The sequence below is a fragment of the Pseudoxanthomonas sp. CF125 genome, from assembly GCF_900104085.1.
GTDB lineage: Bacteria > Pseudomonadota > Gammaproteobacteria > Xanthomonadales > Xanthomonadaceae > Pseudoxanthomonas_A.
In genome coordinates this window covers 660,129-676,794 of the sequence record NZ_FNLD01000002.1, presented here as the reverse complement: position 1 = coordinate 676,794, position 16,666 = coordinate 660,129, and the positions used below count along the sequence as shown (strand labels likewise).

Genomic DNA, 16,666 nt, shown 5'->3' with positions numbered 1-16,666 from the left:
TGTGTCCCATATCAATCAAGCCAAACCTTACCAAGGGGATTTATCCATGAAGAAGAACATGCAGGGCTTCACCCTCATCGAATTGATGATCGTTGTCGCCATCATCGCCATCCTGGCGGCCATCGCTCTGCCGGCTTACCAGGACTTCCTGAAGCGTTCGAAGGTTTCTGAAGCGATTGTCGCTGCCGGTGCTTGCAAGACCTCGATCGCTGATTACGTGGCCTCCCAAAACGCTGTGCCCGCAACTCTGGCCGATTCCGGTTGCAGCAACGAGGCCAGTCAGTACGTGACCTCGCTCGGTGTCGCTGCCGGTGTAATCACGGTTGCGGTCAATGCGGGTACCACCGGCATTACTGGCGGCGGCAATATCGTCCTGACTCCGACCACCGCTGCCGAAATCGCTACCGGTCGTGTGGGCACCTGGACCTGCACCACCACTCTGCCTGAAAAGTACGTGCCGGCTACCTGCCGCTGATACGAACTCGCAACAGCAATACCGGAAACCCCGCTTCGGCGGGGTTTCTTTTTTAGGCATTGTTGCTGTGTGTTATCTAGCCAGGGATCGAGCCGCCAAGGGCGGATTGGAGCACGGACGCAACGCGCCAGGGCGTCATCTTTATAGAGCCGATAATCGTCCCCGCGAACTTCCGCTGAACTAGCAGCCACAACCACTCGGATTTACATCATGGACATCCGCGCCAGTGGCCTCAACACTGCGAGACGCGACACGCACTCAGGCCACTTTCTGCCTCTGGTCGGCAGCACTGATCATCGCCGCGGATGATCCTTGGGTGTACGTTAAAATCCAAGCTGGCCCAGTTCTTGCAACACTCTTCCGGGCACATGCCTAACCTAGGAAATGCTCAATGAATGCCGTCGCCGCCACTAACGTCAACCTAGTCGGAATCACCGGCATCGCTCGCCGTCTGGTAATGGACGGGGCAATGGACGAAACCAACGCGCGTGCAGCCATGGCCAACGCCGCCGAGTCCAAATTGCCACTGGCTCAATGGATAACGGAAAAGAAGCTGGTAAGCGCGCCTCAGATGGCGGCAGCTAACGCCATAGAGTTCGGCATGCCTTTACTGGACGTGTCGGCCTTTGACCCAGCCCACAATGCGCTCAAGCTGGTCAGCGACGAGCTGGTACAGAAGCATCAAGTCCTGCCCTTGTTCAAGCGCGGTAATCGTCTGTTCGTCGGCGTATCCGATCCGACCCGCACCCATTCGCTAGACGAGATCAAGTTCCACACCAACCTGGTGGTGGAACCCATCCTGGTGGACGAAGATTCGCTCCGCCGCGCCCTGGAACAATGGTCCAACCTGACCGACAACCTGAGCAACGCGTTCGGCAGCGACGACGACGGCCTGGAATCGCTGGATATCACCAGCGGCGACGACGACAACTCCTCCTCGGACGCTGCAACAGGCAGCAAGGAAGACGACACCCCGGTCGTCAAGTTCGTCAACAAGATGCTGGTGGATGCCATCAAACGCGGCGCTTCGGACATCCATTTCGAACCCTATGAGGCCGACTACCGCGTGCGCCAGCGCATTGACGGCATCCTCAAGCAAGTGGCTAAGGCCCCGGTCAAGTTGAACATGCGCATTACCGCGCGCCTGAAGGTCATGGCGCAGTTGGACATCGCTGAAAAGCGCGTGCCACAGGACGGCCGCATGAAGTTGAACCTGAGCAAGACCAAGCAGGTCGACTTCCGCGTGAGCACCCTGCCGACCTTGTTCGGCGAGAAAGTCGTCTTGCGTATCCTGGACGGCAGCGCCGCCAAGCTGGGCATCGAGAAACTGGGCTACGAACCGGACCAGCAGAAGCTGTTCGAAGACGCCATCCAGCGCCCCTACGGCATGGTGCTGGTGACCGGCCCGACCGGTTCCGGCAAGACGGTGTCGCTGTATACCGCGCTGGGCATCCTCAACGACGAACAACGCAACATCTCGACCGTAGAAGACCCGGTGGAAATCCGTCTGCCGGGCGTCAACCAGGTGCAGCAGAACACCAAGCGCGGCATGACCTTCGCCGCCGCCCTGCGCAGCTTCCTGCGCCAGGACCCGGACATCATCATGGTCGGCGAAATCCGCGACCTGGAAACCGCCGAGATCGCGGTCAAGGCCGCCCAGACCGGCCACATGGTCTTGTCCACCCTGCACACCAACGATGCGCCGCAGACCATCGCCCGCTTGATGAACATGGGCATCGCGCCCTACAACATCACCAGCTCGGTTACCCTGGTCATCGCCCAGCGCCTGGCGCGCCGGCTGTGCAACAAGTGCAAACGACCCATGGATCTGCCGCATCACGCGTTGCTGGCCGAGGGGTTCACGCAGGCCGAGATCGATGAAGGCATTACCGTCTACGAACCCGTCGGCTGCGAAGAATGCACCGAAGGCTACAAGGGCCGGACCGGCCTCTACCAGGTCATGCCGATGAGCGACGAGATCTCGGCCATCGTGCTGGAGGGCGGCAACGCCATGCAGATCGCCGAGGCCGCCCAGCGGGCCGGCGTCCGCGACCTGCGCCAATCGGCCCTGCTGAAGGTGCGCCACGGTGTGACCGGCCTGGCCGAGATCAACCGCGTCACCAAGGATTGACGGCCCCTGCCCCCCGTAGGAGCTGCGTAAGCTGCGATCACGACAATGAACGGGATGGATAGCCTGGGGTAATCGGAGGGTTTTCGGTCGCAGCTTACGCAGCTCCTACGGGGTTATTGCGAAACCCGGCAGCGCGTCACAGTGGCAAATACCGCTGATGCCGGGAAACGGCTAACATGCGGGGCATGACCGCCGGTGTGGGGATGCCGGCCTAGGGGATACCAGAATGGCTGTGACACGTAGCGCCGCGAAGAAAATCGAGCCCGTCGCCCGCAATACCTCTCAGATGGTCACGTTTGTCTGGGAAGGAAACGACAAGCGCGGCATCAAGATGAAAGGCGAGCAGCAGTCGAAGAGCATGAACCTGCTCCGCGCCGAATTGCGCCGCCTGGGCATCACACCCACGGTGGTCAAGCCGAAGCCCAAGCCTTTGTTCGGGCAGGCCGGGAAAACCATAACGCCCAAGGACATCGCTTTCTTCAGTCGTCAGATGGCGACCATGATGAAGTCGGGCGTGCCTATCGTGCAATCGCTGGAGATCATCGGCGAGGGGCACAAGAACGCACGCATGAAGAAGATGGTGGGCCAGATACGCACGGATGTGGAAGGCGGCTCTTCCTTGTCCGAAGCGGTGGCCAAGCATCCCGTGCAGTTCGATGAGCTGTACCGGAACCTGGTTCGTGCGGGCGAGAGCGCGGGTGTGTTGGAAACCGTGCTGGATACGATCGCCAGCTACAAGGAGAACCTTGAGGCGCTCAAGGGCAAGATCAAGAAAGCCATGTTCTATCCGATCATGGTCATGGCGGTGGCGATACTCGTCAGCGCCATTCTTTTGATTTTTGTGGTGCCGCAGTTCGAGGAAGTGTTCAAGAACTTCGGTGCCGACCTGCCCGCTTTCACCAAGATGATCGTGGCTGCGTCCAAGTTCATGGTGTCGTGGTGGTGGGCGTTCCTGATCGTGATAGTCGGTGCGATCTTTGCGTTTCTGTATTTCAAAAAACGGTCGCTTGCCTTCCAGCATTTCCTTGATCGTCTTATCCTGAAAGTGCCGATCATCGGCCAAATCATGCACAACTCCGCCATCGCACGCTTCGCCCGCACTTTGGCCGTGACGTTCAAGGCGGGTGTACCCCTGGTGGAGGCCCTTGACACCGTTGCGGGCGCTACTGGCAACACTGTTTATGAGAAGGCGGTGCTTCGCGTCCGCGATGACGTAGCAGTAGGCTATCCCGTCAACATGTCCTTGAAGCAGACCAACCTATTCCCGCACATGGTCATCCAGATGACCGCCATCGGCGAAGAGGCCGGTGCGCTGGACGCGATGCTGTTCAAGGTGGCCGAGTACTACGAGATGGAAGTGAACAACGCCGTGGACGCGTTGGCCAGCCTGATCGAGCCGTTCATCATGGTCTTCATCGGCGTCCTGGTCGGCGGCATGGTCATCGGCATGTACCTGCCCATCTTCAAGCTGGCCGCGACGATTTAATATTCCCGGATGGCATTCCTAGACCAGAACCCCGCACTGGGGTATCCCCTTGCGGCCGGTTTGGGCCTGTTGGTGGGCAGCTTCCTCAACGTGGTGATCCTGCGGTTGCCGCGGCGGCTCGAATGGCAGTGGAAGCGCGACGCGACAGAGATCCTGGAGCAGCCCGAGATCTACGACCCGCCGCCGCCGGGCATCGTGATCGAGCCTTCCCACTGCCCGCACTGCAAACACAAGCTCTCCTGGTACGAGAACATCCCGGTGTTCAGCTGGCTGGCGCTGCGCGGCAAGTGCCGCCATTGCCATGCGCCGATCTCGGCCCAGTACCCGGCGGTCGAACTGCTGACCGCGATCCTGGCCCTGGTTTCGGTCTGGCATTTCGGTTTCGGCTGGCAGGGCTTCGGCGCCATCCTGCTGAGCTGCTTCCTGGTCGCGCTGTCCGGTATAGACCTGCGAACCCAACTGCTGCCCGACCAGTTGACCTTACCCTTGATGTGGCTGGGACTGATCGCCAGCCTGGACAACCTGTACATGCCGGCCAAGCCGGCGGTGCTGGGCGCCATCGCCGGCTACGTGTCGCTGTGGACGGTGTGGTGGCTGTTCAAGCAACTGACCGGCAAGGAAGGCATGGGTCACGGCGACTTCAAACTGCTGGCCGCGCTGGGCGCCTGGGTGGGCCTGACTGGCATCCTGCCCATCATCCTGCTGTCCTCCGTGGTGGGCGCCGTGATCGGCTCGATATGGCTGGCCGTCAAAGGCCGCGACCGCGCCACGCCCATACCCTTCGGTCCGTACCTGGCCATCGCCGGCTGGATCGTCTTCTTCTGGGGTAAGCAGATGGTCGACGCCTACATGAAGTTCTCCGGCCTGGCCTGAGCCTTCTGTAGGAGCTGCGTAAGCTGCGACCGAAAACCCTCCGTCTGAACCGGGATTTCCGTGTCGTGCCATCATTGCGGTCGCAGCTTACGCAGCTCCTACGAGCATGAAGGCATGAGCGATTATTTCATCGGACTCACCGGCGGCATCGCCTCGGGCAAAAGCGCGTTGGAGCGGGAATTCGTCGCGCGCGGCATATTCGTCGCCGACGCCGACCTGATCGCCCGCCAGATCGTGGAACCGGGCCAACCGGCACTGGACGCCGTCGCGGCGCATTTCGGTACATCGGTGCTGACGATGGATGGACAGCTGGACCGCGCGGGCTTGCGCGCCCTGGTGTTCGACAACGAGCCGGCGCGGCGCGCACTGGAAGCGATCCTGCACCCGATCATCCGTGCGCGGCTGCTCGAGCAATGCCGTGCGGCCGCCAGCGCGTATGCCGTCGCCGCGATCCCGCTGCTCACCGAAGGCGGCGGCCGCGACGCCTATCCGTGGCTGGACCGCATCCTGGTGGTGGACGCCCTGCCCGCCACCCAGAAAGCGCGCCTGATGCAGCGCGACGGCATCGACGATGTCCTGGCCGAAAAGATGATCGCCGCCCAAGCCACCCGCGCGCAGCGGCTGGCCATCGCCGACGATATCGTGGTCAACGATGGCGACCTCTCGCACCTGAGCGCAGCCGTCGATGAACTGGACGCCCGCTACCGCGCGCTATCGCGTGCCGCTGTAGGAGCTGCGTAAGCTGCGACCGGAAACCCTCCCCCTGTGCCAGATTTCCGTGCCTTGCCATCATCATGGTCGCAGCTTACGCAGCTCCTACAGCCAGATTGCGTTCCAGTACGGGTAGTCGCCTAGCCGTTCGACCAGACCGGCACGGATTGGATTCATCACCACATACCTGGCTGCATGCAGGATGTCGTCTTCACGACGCAATGCACGGTCGTGGAATCCGCGCGCCCACAACGCACCCGTGCCGCCGCAGATTTCACGCCGGATACAACGAGCTGTGTTTGCCTTGAGCCGGCAAACTAAGCCGGACAGGCTTTCTTCTTCACCCAACTCGATCAGACCATGCCAGTGATCGGGCATTAGCACCCAAGCCAGCAAGCGCGAGCACTTCCATGCATGCGGGTCGGTGAACGCCCCAGATGCAGTCCTTGCTATGGCTTCCTCCACGAACAACGGGTCCCTGTGCCGAGTGGTGAAAGTAACCAGATAAATCTGTCCGGGTAACGACACACGTCCGCGTCTAAGAGCAGCATGTCCCTGTCCCTTGCTGGATAAAGTACTCATGAAGCCAAGAATGGATTGCGCCGGCAACCCAAAACCATCGGCTTCCTGCTCGCTGAGAGGTAAGAAGTTCCCGTAGGAGCTGCGTAAGCTGCGACCGTAGATTTCCCGCTGACCAAGCTTCGGTGCGGCTGATGGTTTCTGTTCGCAGCTTACGCAGCTCCTACAGGAGCGACGGCGGCCAGAGGGCGCGGATGGCGGCGATGCCTTGGGCGCCGTGTTGGCGGGCTTCGGGGATGTCGGCGGGCGAGAGGCCGCCGATGGCGTAGATCGGCAACGAGACCGACTCGCGGAGTCGGGCGAAGCCTTCCCAGCCCATAGGGCTCGCCTCCGGATGGGTCGCGGTCGGCAGCACGCTGCCGAGTACGGCGAAATCGCAGTCCAGCGTCTGGGCGAGCTGCAGCGCTTCGGGGTCGTGACAGGACGCGGCGACGGTCAGGTTTCCAGGAAGGGGCCGCGAAGAGAGGCCGCCCAGTTGACTGGAACGCAGGTGCACGCCAATGCCCAGTTGCTGTGCAAGCTCGATATCGCCGTTGACCAGCGCTTCGGCGCCGGCCTTGTGGCACAGAGCCGCCGCGGCTTCGGCCAGATTTCGCCAGCGGGCCTGCGAGTCGATCGATCGCGCGCGCAACTGCACGCGCCGGATGCCGGCGGCGAGCGCCGCGGAAAGAGAGGCGAGCCAGGCGGCATCGTCATCGCCAGGCTCGGGCGTGACCAGGTAGCGATCCGGTTGCAGCAACGCGGCGACCACCGGCCGGTCGGCGGGTGGCATGGGGTAGCGCGTCAGTTTTTCCGGCGCCACCCAGGCCAGCGCCTGGCCCTCGACACCGCGCGGGATTCCTTGCCACGCCGTCACCTGGCGTACGTCCAGGCGCAGGCGCTTGTCGGGGTATTGCTGCGGAACGCTCATCAGCGGCGGGCCGACCTGCACGGTGATACCCAGCTCTTCCTGCAATTCGCGGATCAGCGCGTGCTCCGGCGATTCGCCCGGCTCGCACTTGCCGCCCGGGAACTCCCACAGGCCGGCCAGATCGCGGCCGTCGGTACGGCGCGCCAGCAGGATGCGGCCGCGCACGTCGGTGATGGCCGCGGCGGCGACGTGGATGAAGCGCAAGGAAGAAGGCATGGCCCGGAGCTTGCCGGGAATCGTGCGCCGAACGCAAATGCAGCTCGGTAGGAGCTGCGTAAGCTGCGACCGGAATATCTCCGGTCCAGCCAGCCCCTCCGTCGTTGCCGCGGTCGCAGCTTACGCAGCTCCTACAAAAGCATCCGCACGCGCGGCGCGGGTCAGCTCAACTGCCCGTGGCAGTGCTTGAACTTCTTGCCGCTGCCGCACGGGCAAGGATCGTTGCGGCCGACCTTGGGGCCGTCGCGGGTGACCGGCGAGAAGCCCAGCTGCGCGGCTTCGACATCGGCCGCTTCCTCATCGGCGCTGTAGCCGCCCGCTTCCTGGTGCTGGAACTGCAGCTGCTGCGCACGGGCCGCCGCCACGCGGCGCTCCTCGGCCTCAAGCGCGGCCACTTCCTCTTCGCTGCGGATGCGCACGCGCGCCAGGATGGTGACCACTTCGCGCTTGACCTTCTCCAGCATCTCGGAGAACAGCTCGAACGCTTCCTTCTTGTACTCCTGCTTCGGCTGCTTCTGCGCGTAGCCGCGCAGGTGGATGCCCTGGCGCAGGTAATCCATGCTGGCCAGATGCTCCTTCCAGCTCTTGTCGAGCACGGTCAGCATGATGTGCTTCTCGAGCGAGCGCATGGTTTCCGCGCCCAGCTGCGCTTCCTTCTCGTCGAAGTGAGCGGCCATGGCTTCCTGCACGCGCTGGGCGATGCGTTCGGCGTCCAGTTCCTCGGTTTCCTGCGGCCAGCGGGTGACCGGAAGGTTCAGGCCGGCTTCCACCGCCAGTTCCTGCTCCAGGCCCTGCAGGTCCCACTGCTCGTCCACCGAATTGGGCGGCACGAATTTGGCGACCATGTCCTCGACCACGTCCATGCGGATGCCTTCGATGTTTTCCTTCACCGAGTCGGCGTCCAGCAGCTCATCGCGCTGGTTGTAGATCACCTTGCGCTGGTCGTTGTTGACGTCGTCGAAATCCAGCAGGTTCTTGCGGATGTCGAAGTTGTGCGCTTCCACCTTGCGCTGCGCCTTCTCGATCTGACGGCTGACCAGACGGTCCTCGATGACGTCGTCTTCCTTCATGCCGATCAGCTTCATCGCTTTCTGCACCCAGTCGCTGGCGAAGATGCGCATCAGGTTGTCTTCGAGCGACAGGTAGAAACGCGAGGAACCCGGATCGCCCTGGCGGCCGGAACGGCCGCGCAGCTGATTGTCGATGCGGCGCGATTCGTGGCGTTCGGTACCGACGATGTGCAGGCCGCCGGCGGCCTTCACTTCGTCGTGGCGCTTCTGCCACTCGCGCTTGATGCGGACGCGATCAAGATCGGTAGCGTCTTCGGGCAGCGCTTCGTATTCGGCTTCCAGCGAACCGCCCAGCACGATGTCGGTACCGCGGCCTGCCATGTTGGTGGCGATGGTGATGGCCTTGGGACGGCCGGCCTGGGCCACGATGTGCGCTTCGCGCTCGTGCTGCTTGGCGTTGAGCACCTCGTGCGGCACGCCGGCCTTGCGCAGGTGCTCGGACAGCAGCTCGGAGGTCTCGATGGAAGTGGTGCCCACCAGCGCCGGCTGGCCGCGCGCGTAGCAATCCTGGATGTCGGCCAGTACCGCGTTGAACTTGCCGTTGCGGTTGAGGAACACCTGGTCGGGCGAGTCCTTGCGCACGGTCGGGCGGTTGGTCGGTATAACGATGACTTCCAGGCCGTAGATGCTCTGGAATTCGTAGGCTTCGGTGTCGGCCGTGCCGGTCATGCCGGACAGCTTCTTGTACATGCGGAACAGATTCTGGAAGGTGATGCTGGCCAGGGTCTGGTTCTCGCGCTGGACCGGCACGCCTTCTTTCGCTTCGACCGCCTGATGCAGGCCGTCGGACCAGCGGCGGCCGGTGAGCGTGCGGCCGGTGAATTCGTCGACGATCACTACCTCGCCGTCGCGCACGATGTAATCCACGTCGCGCTGGTAGATGGCGTTGGCGCGCATGGCCGCGTTGAGGTGGTGGACCACGCTGAGGTTGTTGGCGCCGTACAGGCTGTCGTCGTCGCTGGCCAGGATGCCGGCTTCGCGCAGCAGCTCCTCTGCGTGCTGCATGCCCGCCTCGGACAGGTGCACCTGCTTGCCCTTCTCGTCGACCCAGAAGTCGCCTTCGCCTTCCTCGGTTTCCTGCTTGACCAGCTTGGGCACGATACGGTTGACGCGGATGTAGAGCTCCGGCGATTCGTCGGCCGGGCCGGAGATGATCAGCGGGGTGCGCGCTTCGTCGATCAGGATCGAGTCCACTTCGTCGACGATGGCGTAGTGCAGGCCGCGCTGGTAGCGGTCTTCGCGCGACATGGCCATGTTGTCGCGCAGGTAGTCGAAGCCGAATTCGTTGTTGGTGCCGTAGGTGATGTCGGCCGCGTACGCTTCGCGCTTGTCGCCGTGCGGCATGCCCGGATACACCACGCCCACGGTCAGGCCCAGCCAGCCGTACAGCTTGCCCATCCAGGCCGCGTCGCGGCGGGCCAGGTAGTCGTTGACGGTGATGACGTGGACGCCCTTGCCTTCCAGTGCGTTCAAGTACACCGGCAGGGTGGCGACCAGGGTCTTGCCTTCGCCGGTGCGCATCTCGGCGATCTTGCCCAGGTGCAGCACCATGCCGCCGATCAGCTGCACGTCGTAATGGCGCATGCCCAGCACGCGGCGCGAAGCTTCGCGGCAGACGGCGAAGGCTTCGGGCAGGATCTTGTCCAGCGCTTCGCCGTCGGCGATGCGCTTCTGGAACTCGGGGGTCTTGGCCTTTAGCGCTTCGTCGGAGAGCTTCTCCAGCTCCGGCTCCAGCGCATTGATCTTGGTGACGCTACGTTGGAGTTGCTTGAGCAGGCGTTCGTTGCGACTACCGAAGACACGGGTGAGCAGGCTGTTGATCATGTAGGGAACCGGAGTTGAAAGGAGCGTCGGGCGCAGTCGGCGGCTCTCCGAGCCCGCTTCCTGCCGCCCAAAACGAAACAGGGCGCAATGCGCCCTGTTGGCAACACACCATTGTAGCTTGGGGCGGGACTTGGTGAATCAAGTAGGTCGGGGCTACGTCCCCGACGCGTATGAACCGGAAGTACCCGTGTGTCGGGGGCGTAGCCCCGACCTACATTCAGCCGCGCTTGACCTGCCCTACCGGGGTCGGGCCTTCGCCCAGGAACTTGCGCGGATTGACCACGTTGCCGTTCTCCCACACCTCGAAATGCACGTGCGCGCCGGTGGAACGGCCCGTGGAGCCGGCCTTGGCGATCTCCTGGCCTACCCGCACCAGATCGCCCACCCGCACCACCAGCCGCGAGTTGTGCGCGTAGCGGGTCACGTAGCCATTGCCATGGTCCACGTCGACCACGTTGCCGTAGCCGCTCTTGACGCCGGCGAAGCTGACCACGCCGTCGGCCACGCTCAGCACGGGGTCGCCCACATCGGCCTCGAAATCGATGCCCTTGTGATACTGGCTGCCGCCGCCCAATGGATCGGCGCGGCCGCCGAAACCGGAGGTGATGTAGCTGTTGGCGATCGGCATGCGCGAGGGGGTGGCGTTCTTGTCCAGCTCGCGGTTGAACAGCAGCGCTTCCAGCACCGACAGCTGCTTGCCGGAGGCGGCGAACTGGCGCTCCAGCTGGGTCACCCCAGCGTTCAGCGCCCGGGGCTCCATGTCGAAGCTCTGGTCGTTACCGCCCACGCCCACCGGTTTGTCGAAGTCGAATTCGCCGTCCTGCAGCTGGCCGACCCGGGTCAGGCGTTCGCCCAGCGCATTCAGACGGTTGGCCTGGGCCTGCAGTTCGCCCAGGCGCGCGGCCATGGCGTTGACTTCCTGCTGGGCGCCGCGGCGGACCTGTTCAAGCTCGGCCTGCTGCTTGTCGGCCTTGGCCTGCAGCAGCGAAACCTGGGCCATGCCGGCGACGCTGCGGCCGCCGAAACCCAGCAAAAGGCCGGCAGCGAGCAGAATGCCGACACTGGCGAGCGGGCGGGAATACATGAATACACGGGCTTGATGGGACTTGCTGGCCAAGAGATGGGCCATGCCGGCGCGTGAATTGTTTACGATGGTTTGAAAGGTCATAGATACCGATGTCTGATTCGAAGTCCCAACCGCGTCGTGCTTCATCCCCACAGCCCGCTTTGCAGGCTGCGATGTCGGATGCCGCCACCGACCCGGTGCGCAGGGCCATCTGGCTCGACGCGCTGGAACAGCAACTTCGCCCCTGTCTGCCGCCTGCCCTGGCCCCACACTGCAAACTGGGGAACGTGACCGGCGGAAAACTCGTTTTTATTGTCGATTCCCCTGTGTGGCACGCCAAATTGCGACTTGCCGCACCCGAATTGATCAACTTGGCCCGATCCATCGGGTTTGCAGCCACCGAAGTGGTTGCGAAAACTACGACTGCGCCTTTCCAGCGGCCTCAGCGTGCCGGACTTGCGGTCAAACCCATGTCGGAAGCTTCGCGCAATGCGCTCAAAGCCGCCTTGGCATCCCTGGACGACCCGGACTCCGCCGGACTCGATGGGGGCAAGGACCCCGTTCCTGAACACCAGGGCGGCCGGGCCAAACGTTGAATCCGGCGCGCACAGGCCGAAGCATGGTACCCAGCTAAGGCAATGCGTTCGTTATCGAATAGTTAAATTATTGTGAATCCAGGGCCGCGGAACGTCGTGGGTTCACAGTTCCGGTCAAATCCGGCTATCCGCCGGAAACGGGATTCAGACGGCGAGCGCGGGGCTGCCGTAAATCACAGGGGCAGGGCTGGCCGCCGCTTCGAAGGTCACTTCTTCCCAGGCCGAACGCTCGGCCATCAGGGCCCGCACCAGCTTGTTGTTGAGCGCATGGCCCGACTTGAAGCCCTCGTACGCGCCCAGGATGGGGTGCCCGGCCAGGTACAAATCGCCGATCGCATCGAGGATCTTGTGGCGCACGAATTCGTCGGCATAGCGCAGGCCGTCGTCGTTGAGCACACGGAACTCGTCCAGCACGATGGCGTTGTCCATCGAACCGCCCAGGCCCAGGTTGCGCTCGCGCATGTATTCCAGGTCGCGCATGAAACCGAAGGTGCGCGCGCGCGCGACTTCCTTGGTATAGGCGGCGGTGGAGAAATCGATCTCCGCACGCGATTGCGAGGCGGGAATCATGGGATGGTCGAACTGCACGGTGAAGCCGACCTTGAAACCGTCGTACGGCACGAAGCGCGCGATCTTGTCGCCGTCGCGCACTTCCACCGGATGCTTGATGCGCAGGAAGCGCTTGGGCGCGTCCTGTTCGACTACGCCGGCGGACTGCAGCAGGAACACGAAGGGACCGGCGGAACCGTCCATGATCGGCAGCTCGGCCGAGGACAGCTCCACGAATGCATTGTCGACGCCCAGGCCGGCCATCGCCGACATCAGGTGTTCGACGGTCATGACCTTGGCGCCTTCGCGGCTCAGGCCGGTGCACAGGGTGGTTTCGCTCACCAGCTCGGCATTGGCGGGAATCTCCACCACCGGATCCAGGTCCACGCGGCGGAACACGATGCCGTTGTCCACTGGAGCCGGACGCAAGGTCATGTAGACCTTTTCCCCGCTATGCAGCCCCACGCCCGTGGCGCGGATCACATTCTTGAGGGTGCGCTGCTGGGTCATGGAGGGGGAACGCGAGGCTGAGGTTCAACGGACCGCGAGATTAGCACGCAGGTGCCTGAATCTTAACGGAAGAATCGTACTGTCCTACGGCTGAAACAATGCCGTGAGGCGAGGTTTCGGATCGAAAACCTGCCGGGCCGAAAGGGCCCGGCAGCAAAAGGACAGGACAGTCTTGCTTAGCAGACCTCCCTGGCAAGGAGATCCGCCTTCAACTCACTACCCCTCTCCACTTACTTGAGAGGGGGCCGATCTGTCACCGGTCAGTCCGCCTGGCGGCGCAGGAACGCCGGGATGTCCAGGTAATCGCCCGGCAGGTCGGCCGTTGCCGGAGCGGCGGCCGGTCCGGAAGCCGGTTCGGCGCTGCCGCGGCGCAGGCCCAGGCCGCTGACCGCGTTGGCCACCGGATCCATCATGGCGTTGGCGTCGTAGGCCATGCCGGTGGTGGCGTCGCGGACCAGCTTGATCGGCGCGCGCATCGGCTCGCGCAGGTTGTGGCTTTCGCCACGGCCCAGCGGCTGGCGTACGGCGGCGGTGCGGTTGAGGCCGGTGGCGACCACGGTGACGCGGACTTCGTCCTGCATGTCCGGGTCCAGCACGGTGCCCAGGACCACGGTCGCATCTTCGGCGGCGAAGCCTTCGATGGTGCGGCCCACTTCGTCGAACTCGGCCATGGTGAAATCCGGGCCGGCGGTGATGTTGACCAGGATGCCGTTGGCGCCGGACAGGTTGACGTCGTCCAGCAGCGGGTTCTGGATCGCCGCTTCGGCCGCCGCCTGCGCGCGGTCGTCGCCGCGTGCCGAGCCGGTGCCCATCATGGCCAGGCCCATTTCGCTCATCACCGTGCGCACGTCGGCGAAGTCGACGTTGATCAGGCCCGGACGCACGATCAGGTCGGCGATGCCCTGCACGGCGCCCAGCAGCACGTCGTTGGCGGCACGGAAGGCCTGGATCATGGTCGCGTTGCGGCCCAGCACGGTAATGAGCTTCTCATTGGGAATGGTGATCAGCGAATCGCAGTGGTGGCTGAGTTCCTCGATGCCCTTCAGCGCCACCTGCATGCGGCGGCGGCCTTCGAACGGGAACGGCTTGGTGACCACGGCCACGGTCAGGATGCCCATTTCCTTGGCCAGCTGCGCGACCACCGGTGCGGCGCCGGTACCGGTACCGCCGCCCATGCCGGCGGTGATGAACACCATGTCGGCGCCATCGAGCGCGGCGATGATGCGCTCGCGGTCTTCCAGCGCGGCTTGGCGGCCGACTTCCGGATTGGCGCCTGCGCCCAGACCCTTGGTGACGTTGCCGCCCAGCTGCAGCTGGGTTTTGGCGCCGCAATTGTTGATGGCCTGCGAGTCGGTGTTGGCGGTGACGAATTCAACGCCCTCCACGCTGCTGCTGACCATGTGCGCGACCGCGTTGCCGCCGCCGCCACCCACGCCGATGACCTTGATCACCGCGTTGGGAGCCATTCTTTCAACCAGTTCGAAATGTGCCATGTCCATGTCCTCGTAATAGTTATGTTGTGTATCGCAATCAATCGGGTTGCCGCTCAATTCCCGTCTTTCCCTTCCCGCCTCACCCACCCGCGCCGTCGCGGATGCGCTTAACTCCTTGCGCGGCTCAGAACTCGCCGCGGTACCAGTTCTTCAATTTGTTGAGCAGGCTGCCGGTCTTGCCCAGAGGCAGCGACGGACGCCGCGGATGCTCTATCTGGCTGCCCATCAGCAGCAGGCCCACGCCGGTGGCGTGCACCGGGTTGCCGACCACTTCGCCCAACCCGGTAACGTGCTGCGGAATGCCGATGCGCACCGGCATCTGCAACATTTCCTCGGCCAGTTCGACCACGCCTTCCATCTTCGAAGCGCCGCCGGTCAGCACCATGCCGGCGCGCACCAGTTCCTCGAAGCCGGAGCGGCGCAGTTCGGCCTGCACCATTTCGAAGATTTCCTCGTAACGGCCCTGCACGGCCTGCGCCAGCGAATGGCGCGGCAGACGGCGCGGCGGACGATCGCCGACGCTGGGCACCTGGATGCTTTCTTCGGCGGTGGCCAGTTGCGCCAGCGCGCAGGCGTAGCGGACCTTGATCTGCTCGGCTTCCGGCGTGGGCGTGCGCAGCATGTGCGCGATGTCGTTGGTGACGTGGTCGCCGGCGATGGGCAGCGAGGCGGTGTGGCAGATCGCGCCCTGCACGAACACGGCCAGGTCGGTGGTACCCGCGCCCATGTCGACCAGCACCACTCCGAGTTCGCGTTCGTCCGAAGTCAGCACCGCTACGCTGGAAGCCAGCGAGGACAGGATCAGGTCGTCGATCTGCAGGCCGCAGCGCTGCACGCACTTGCTGATATTGGCCGCGGCCGACTGCGCGCACACCACAAGGTGCGCGTGCACCTCCAGGCGCACACCGGTCATGCCGACCGGGTTGCGGATGCCTTCCTGCGAATCGTCCAACACGTACTCGCGCGGAATCGCGTGCAGGATCTTCTGGTCGGCGGGAATGGCCACGGCCTTGGCCGCTTCCAGCACGCGGTCCAGATCGCCCCAAGTGACTTCGCCGTCGCGGATCGGCACGATGCCCGGCGAGTTCTTGCACTGCACGTGCGCGCCAGAGATCGAAGCGTAGACCGAACGGATCTCGCAACCAGCCATCAGTTCGGCCTCTTCCACCGCACGCTGGATCGACTGCACCGTGGACTCGATGTCCACCACCACGCCGCGCTTGAGTCCGCGCGATTCGTGCGAGCCGATGCCGATCACTTCGATGGGATTGCCCGGCGAATATTCGCCGACCAGCGCGGTGACTTTGGAGGTGCCGATGTCGAGACCGACGATCAGCGATTTGTCGCCCTTGCGATTCATGTGCTTGCCTGCGTCTGTAACGTGCCGCCAGTGGCGGCAGGAATGGAGGACGAAGCCCCCGGAACGGCTGGCTTCGTAGTCGACCAGCTCAATGCAAAACCATTGGTGTAACGCAGGTCCGCGCGCTCCAGCGGCGATGCGTTGCGCGCCAGAAGCTGCGGCAGCATCCGCGCGAAGCGGCCCAGGCGCGGACGCGCGTCGGCACGGCCCACCACCACCTTGGTGCCGTTGCTCAAGGCCAGCGACCAGCTGCCGCGACGGTCCATGACCAGGCTGTCGACCTTGAAACCGATCGGCGCGAACAGCTCGCGCGATTCGTTGTAGAGCTTCACCACTTCCTGCACCTGCGAATCGGGGCCGCCGAGCAGCGGCAACGCATCGGACTGCATGCCTTTGGGAACGGGAAACAGGCGGCCGTGTTCGGACAGCAGCCGATCTGCGCCCCAGCGCGCGAACGGCTTGTGCTCGACTATTTCTATCTCCATCACGTCCGGCCAGCGCTTGCGCACTTCGGCACGTTCCACCCACGGCAGTTTTTCCACCGCGTCCTGCGCGCTCTGCAGACGCACGGCGAAAAAGCCGGGCTTGGCGTAAGGCAGCACCACCGCCTGCAATTGGGCCGGGTCAACGCGCTTGAATTCGCCATGCACGCGCAGCTTGGTCAGCGGCCAACGCTCGGCGCCGATCCAGCCGTTCATCACCGCGACCACGGGCATGACGACCAGCGCCAATGCCAGCAGCCAGGTGAAGATGCGCAGCGCGGCGTTCATGCGCCCGCTCCGCTTACGACGGCATTCGGGATTCGGGATTCGGGATT

Annotated in this window: 14 protein-coding genes; 6 read left to right on the top strand and 8 right to left on the bottom strand. The window is 63.7% G+C overall.

Annotated features, from left to right (window positions below; all coding sequences use genetic code 11):
• Positions 1-46 precede the first annotated feature (46 nt).
• The 5 genes from BLR66_RS12545 (at position 47) to coaE (ending at position 5,706) form a co-directional block, all read left to right on the top strand.
• A complete protein-coding gene (locus BLR66_RS12545; RefSeq protein WP_093286931.1) occupies positions 47-475 on the top strand; it encodes a pilin in 429 nt (142 codons plus the stop codon).
• A gap of 391 nt (positions 476-866) precedes the next feature.
• A complete protein-coding gene (gene pilB / locus BLR66_RS12540) occupies positions 867-2,606 on the top strand; it encodes a type IV-A pilus assembly ATPase PilB (RefSeq protein ID WP_093286926.1) in 1,740 nt (579 codons plus the stop codon).
• Between the two features lie 226 nt (positions 2,607-2,832).
• Positions 2,833-4,092: a type II secretion system F family protein gene (locus tag BLR66_RS12535; protein WP_093286922.1), complete on the top strand. Its 1,260-nt coding sequence runs from the start codon at positions 2,833-2,835 to the stop codon at positions 4,090-4,092.
• Positions 4,093-4,101: 9 nt separating this feature from the next.
• Complete coding sequence (locus BLR66_RS12530) at positions 4,102-4,965, top strand: prepilin peptidase (protein WP_093286917.1); 864 nt, start codon at positions 4,102-4,104, stop codon at positions 4,963-4,965.
• A 114-nt stretch (positions 4,966-5,079) separates the two neighbouring features.
• Complete coding sequence (coaE, locus tag BLR66_RS12525; RefSeq protein ID WP_093286913.1) at positions 5,080-5,706, top strand: dephospho-CoA kinase; 627 nt, start codon at positions 5,080-5,082, stop codon at positions 5,704-5,706.
• A gap of 75 nt (positions 5,707-5,781) precedes the next feature.
• Here coaE and BLR66_RS12520 read toward each other — a convergent pair whose 3' ends face one another.
• The 4 genes from BLR66_RS12520 to BLR66_RS12505 form a co-directional block, all read right to left on the bottom strand.
• The gene (locus tag BLR66_RS12520) at positions 5,782-6,258 is read right to left on the bottom strand and encodes an REP-associated tyrosine transposase (protein WP_093287884.1); all 477 of its coding nucleotides are present in this window, start codon (positions 6,256-6,258) and stop codon (positions 5,782-5,784) included.
• A 160-nt stretch (positions 6,259-6,418) separates the two neighbouring features.
• The gene (locus tag BLR66_RS12515) at positions 6,419-7,381 is read right to left on the bottom strand and encodes a Nudix family hydrolase (protein WP_093286908.1); all 963 of its coding nucleotides are present in this window, start codon (positions 7,379-7,381) and stop codon (positions 6,419-6,421) included.
• Between the two features lie 161 nt (positions 7,382-7,542).
• A complete protein-coding gene (secA, locus tag BLR66_RS12510) occupies positions 7,543-10,275 on the bottom strand; it encodes a preprotein translocase subunit SecA (RefSeq protein WP_093286903.1) in 2,733 nt (910 codons plus the stop codon).
• A gap of 217 nt (positions 10,276-10,492) precedes the next feature.
• On the bottom strand, positions 10,493-11,404 hold the full coding sequence (locus BLR66_RS12505; protein ID WP_255402527.1) for a M23 family metallopeptidase: 912 nt from the start codon (positions 11,402-11,404) through the stop codon (positions 10,493-10,495).
• 47 nt (positions 11,405-11,451) lie between these two features.
• On the opposite strand from BLR66_RS12505, the gene BLR66_RS12500 reads away from it, so the two are divergent.
• Entirely contained in the window at positions 11,452-11,937 is a 486-nt protein-coding gene (locus BLR66_RS12500) for a DciA family protein (RefSeq protein ID WP_093286894.1), read from the top strand.
• 144 nt (positions 11,938-12,081) lie between these two features.
• Here BLR66_RS12500 and lpxC read toward each other — a convergent pair whose 3' ends face one another.
• The 4 genes from lpxC to BLR66_RS12480 all read right to left on the bottom strand — a co-directional run bounded on the left by lpxC (position 12,082) and on the right by BLR66_RS12480 (position 16,619).
• On the bottom strand, positions 12,082-12,996 hold the full coding sequence (lpxC, locus tag BLR66_RS12495) for a UDP-3-O-acyl-N-acetylglucosamine deacetylase (RefSeq protein ID WP_093286889.1): 915 nt from the start codon (positions 12,994-12,996) through the stop codon (positions 12,082-12,084).
• 260 nt (positions 12,997-13,256) lie between these two features.
• Positions 13,257-14,489 (bottom strand): cell division protein FtsZ, encoded by a 1,233-nt coding sequence (gene ftsZ / locus BLR66_RS12490; protein ID WP_093287881.1) that lies wholly within the window; start codon positions 14,487-14,489, stop codon positions 13,257-13,259.
• A gap of 124 nt (positions 14,490-14,613) precedes the next feature.
• Positions 14,614-15,849 carry a cell division protein FtsA gene (gene ftsA / locus BLR66_RS12485; protein ID WP_093286886.1) on the bottom strand — a complete coding sequence of 412 codons (1,236 nt, stop codon included), beginning with the start codon at positions 15,847-15,849 and terminating at the stop codon, positions 14,614-14,616.
• Positions 15,846-16,619 carry a cell division protein FtsQ/DivIB gene (locus BLR66_RS12480; RefSeq protein WP_093286883.1) on the bottom strand — a complete coding sequence of 258 codons (774 nt, stop codon included), beginning with the start codon at positions 16,617-16,619 and terminating at the stop codon, positions 15,846-15,848. The genes ftsA and BLR66_RS12480 overlap by 4 nt, the downstream gene beginning before the upstream one ends.
• Positions 16,620-16,666: the final 47 nt, after the last annotated feature.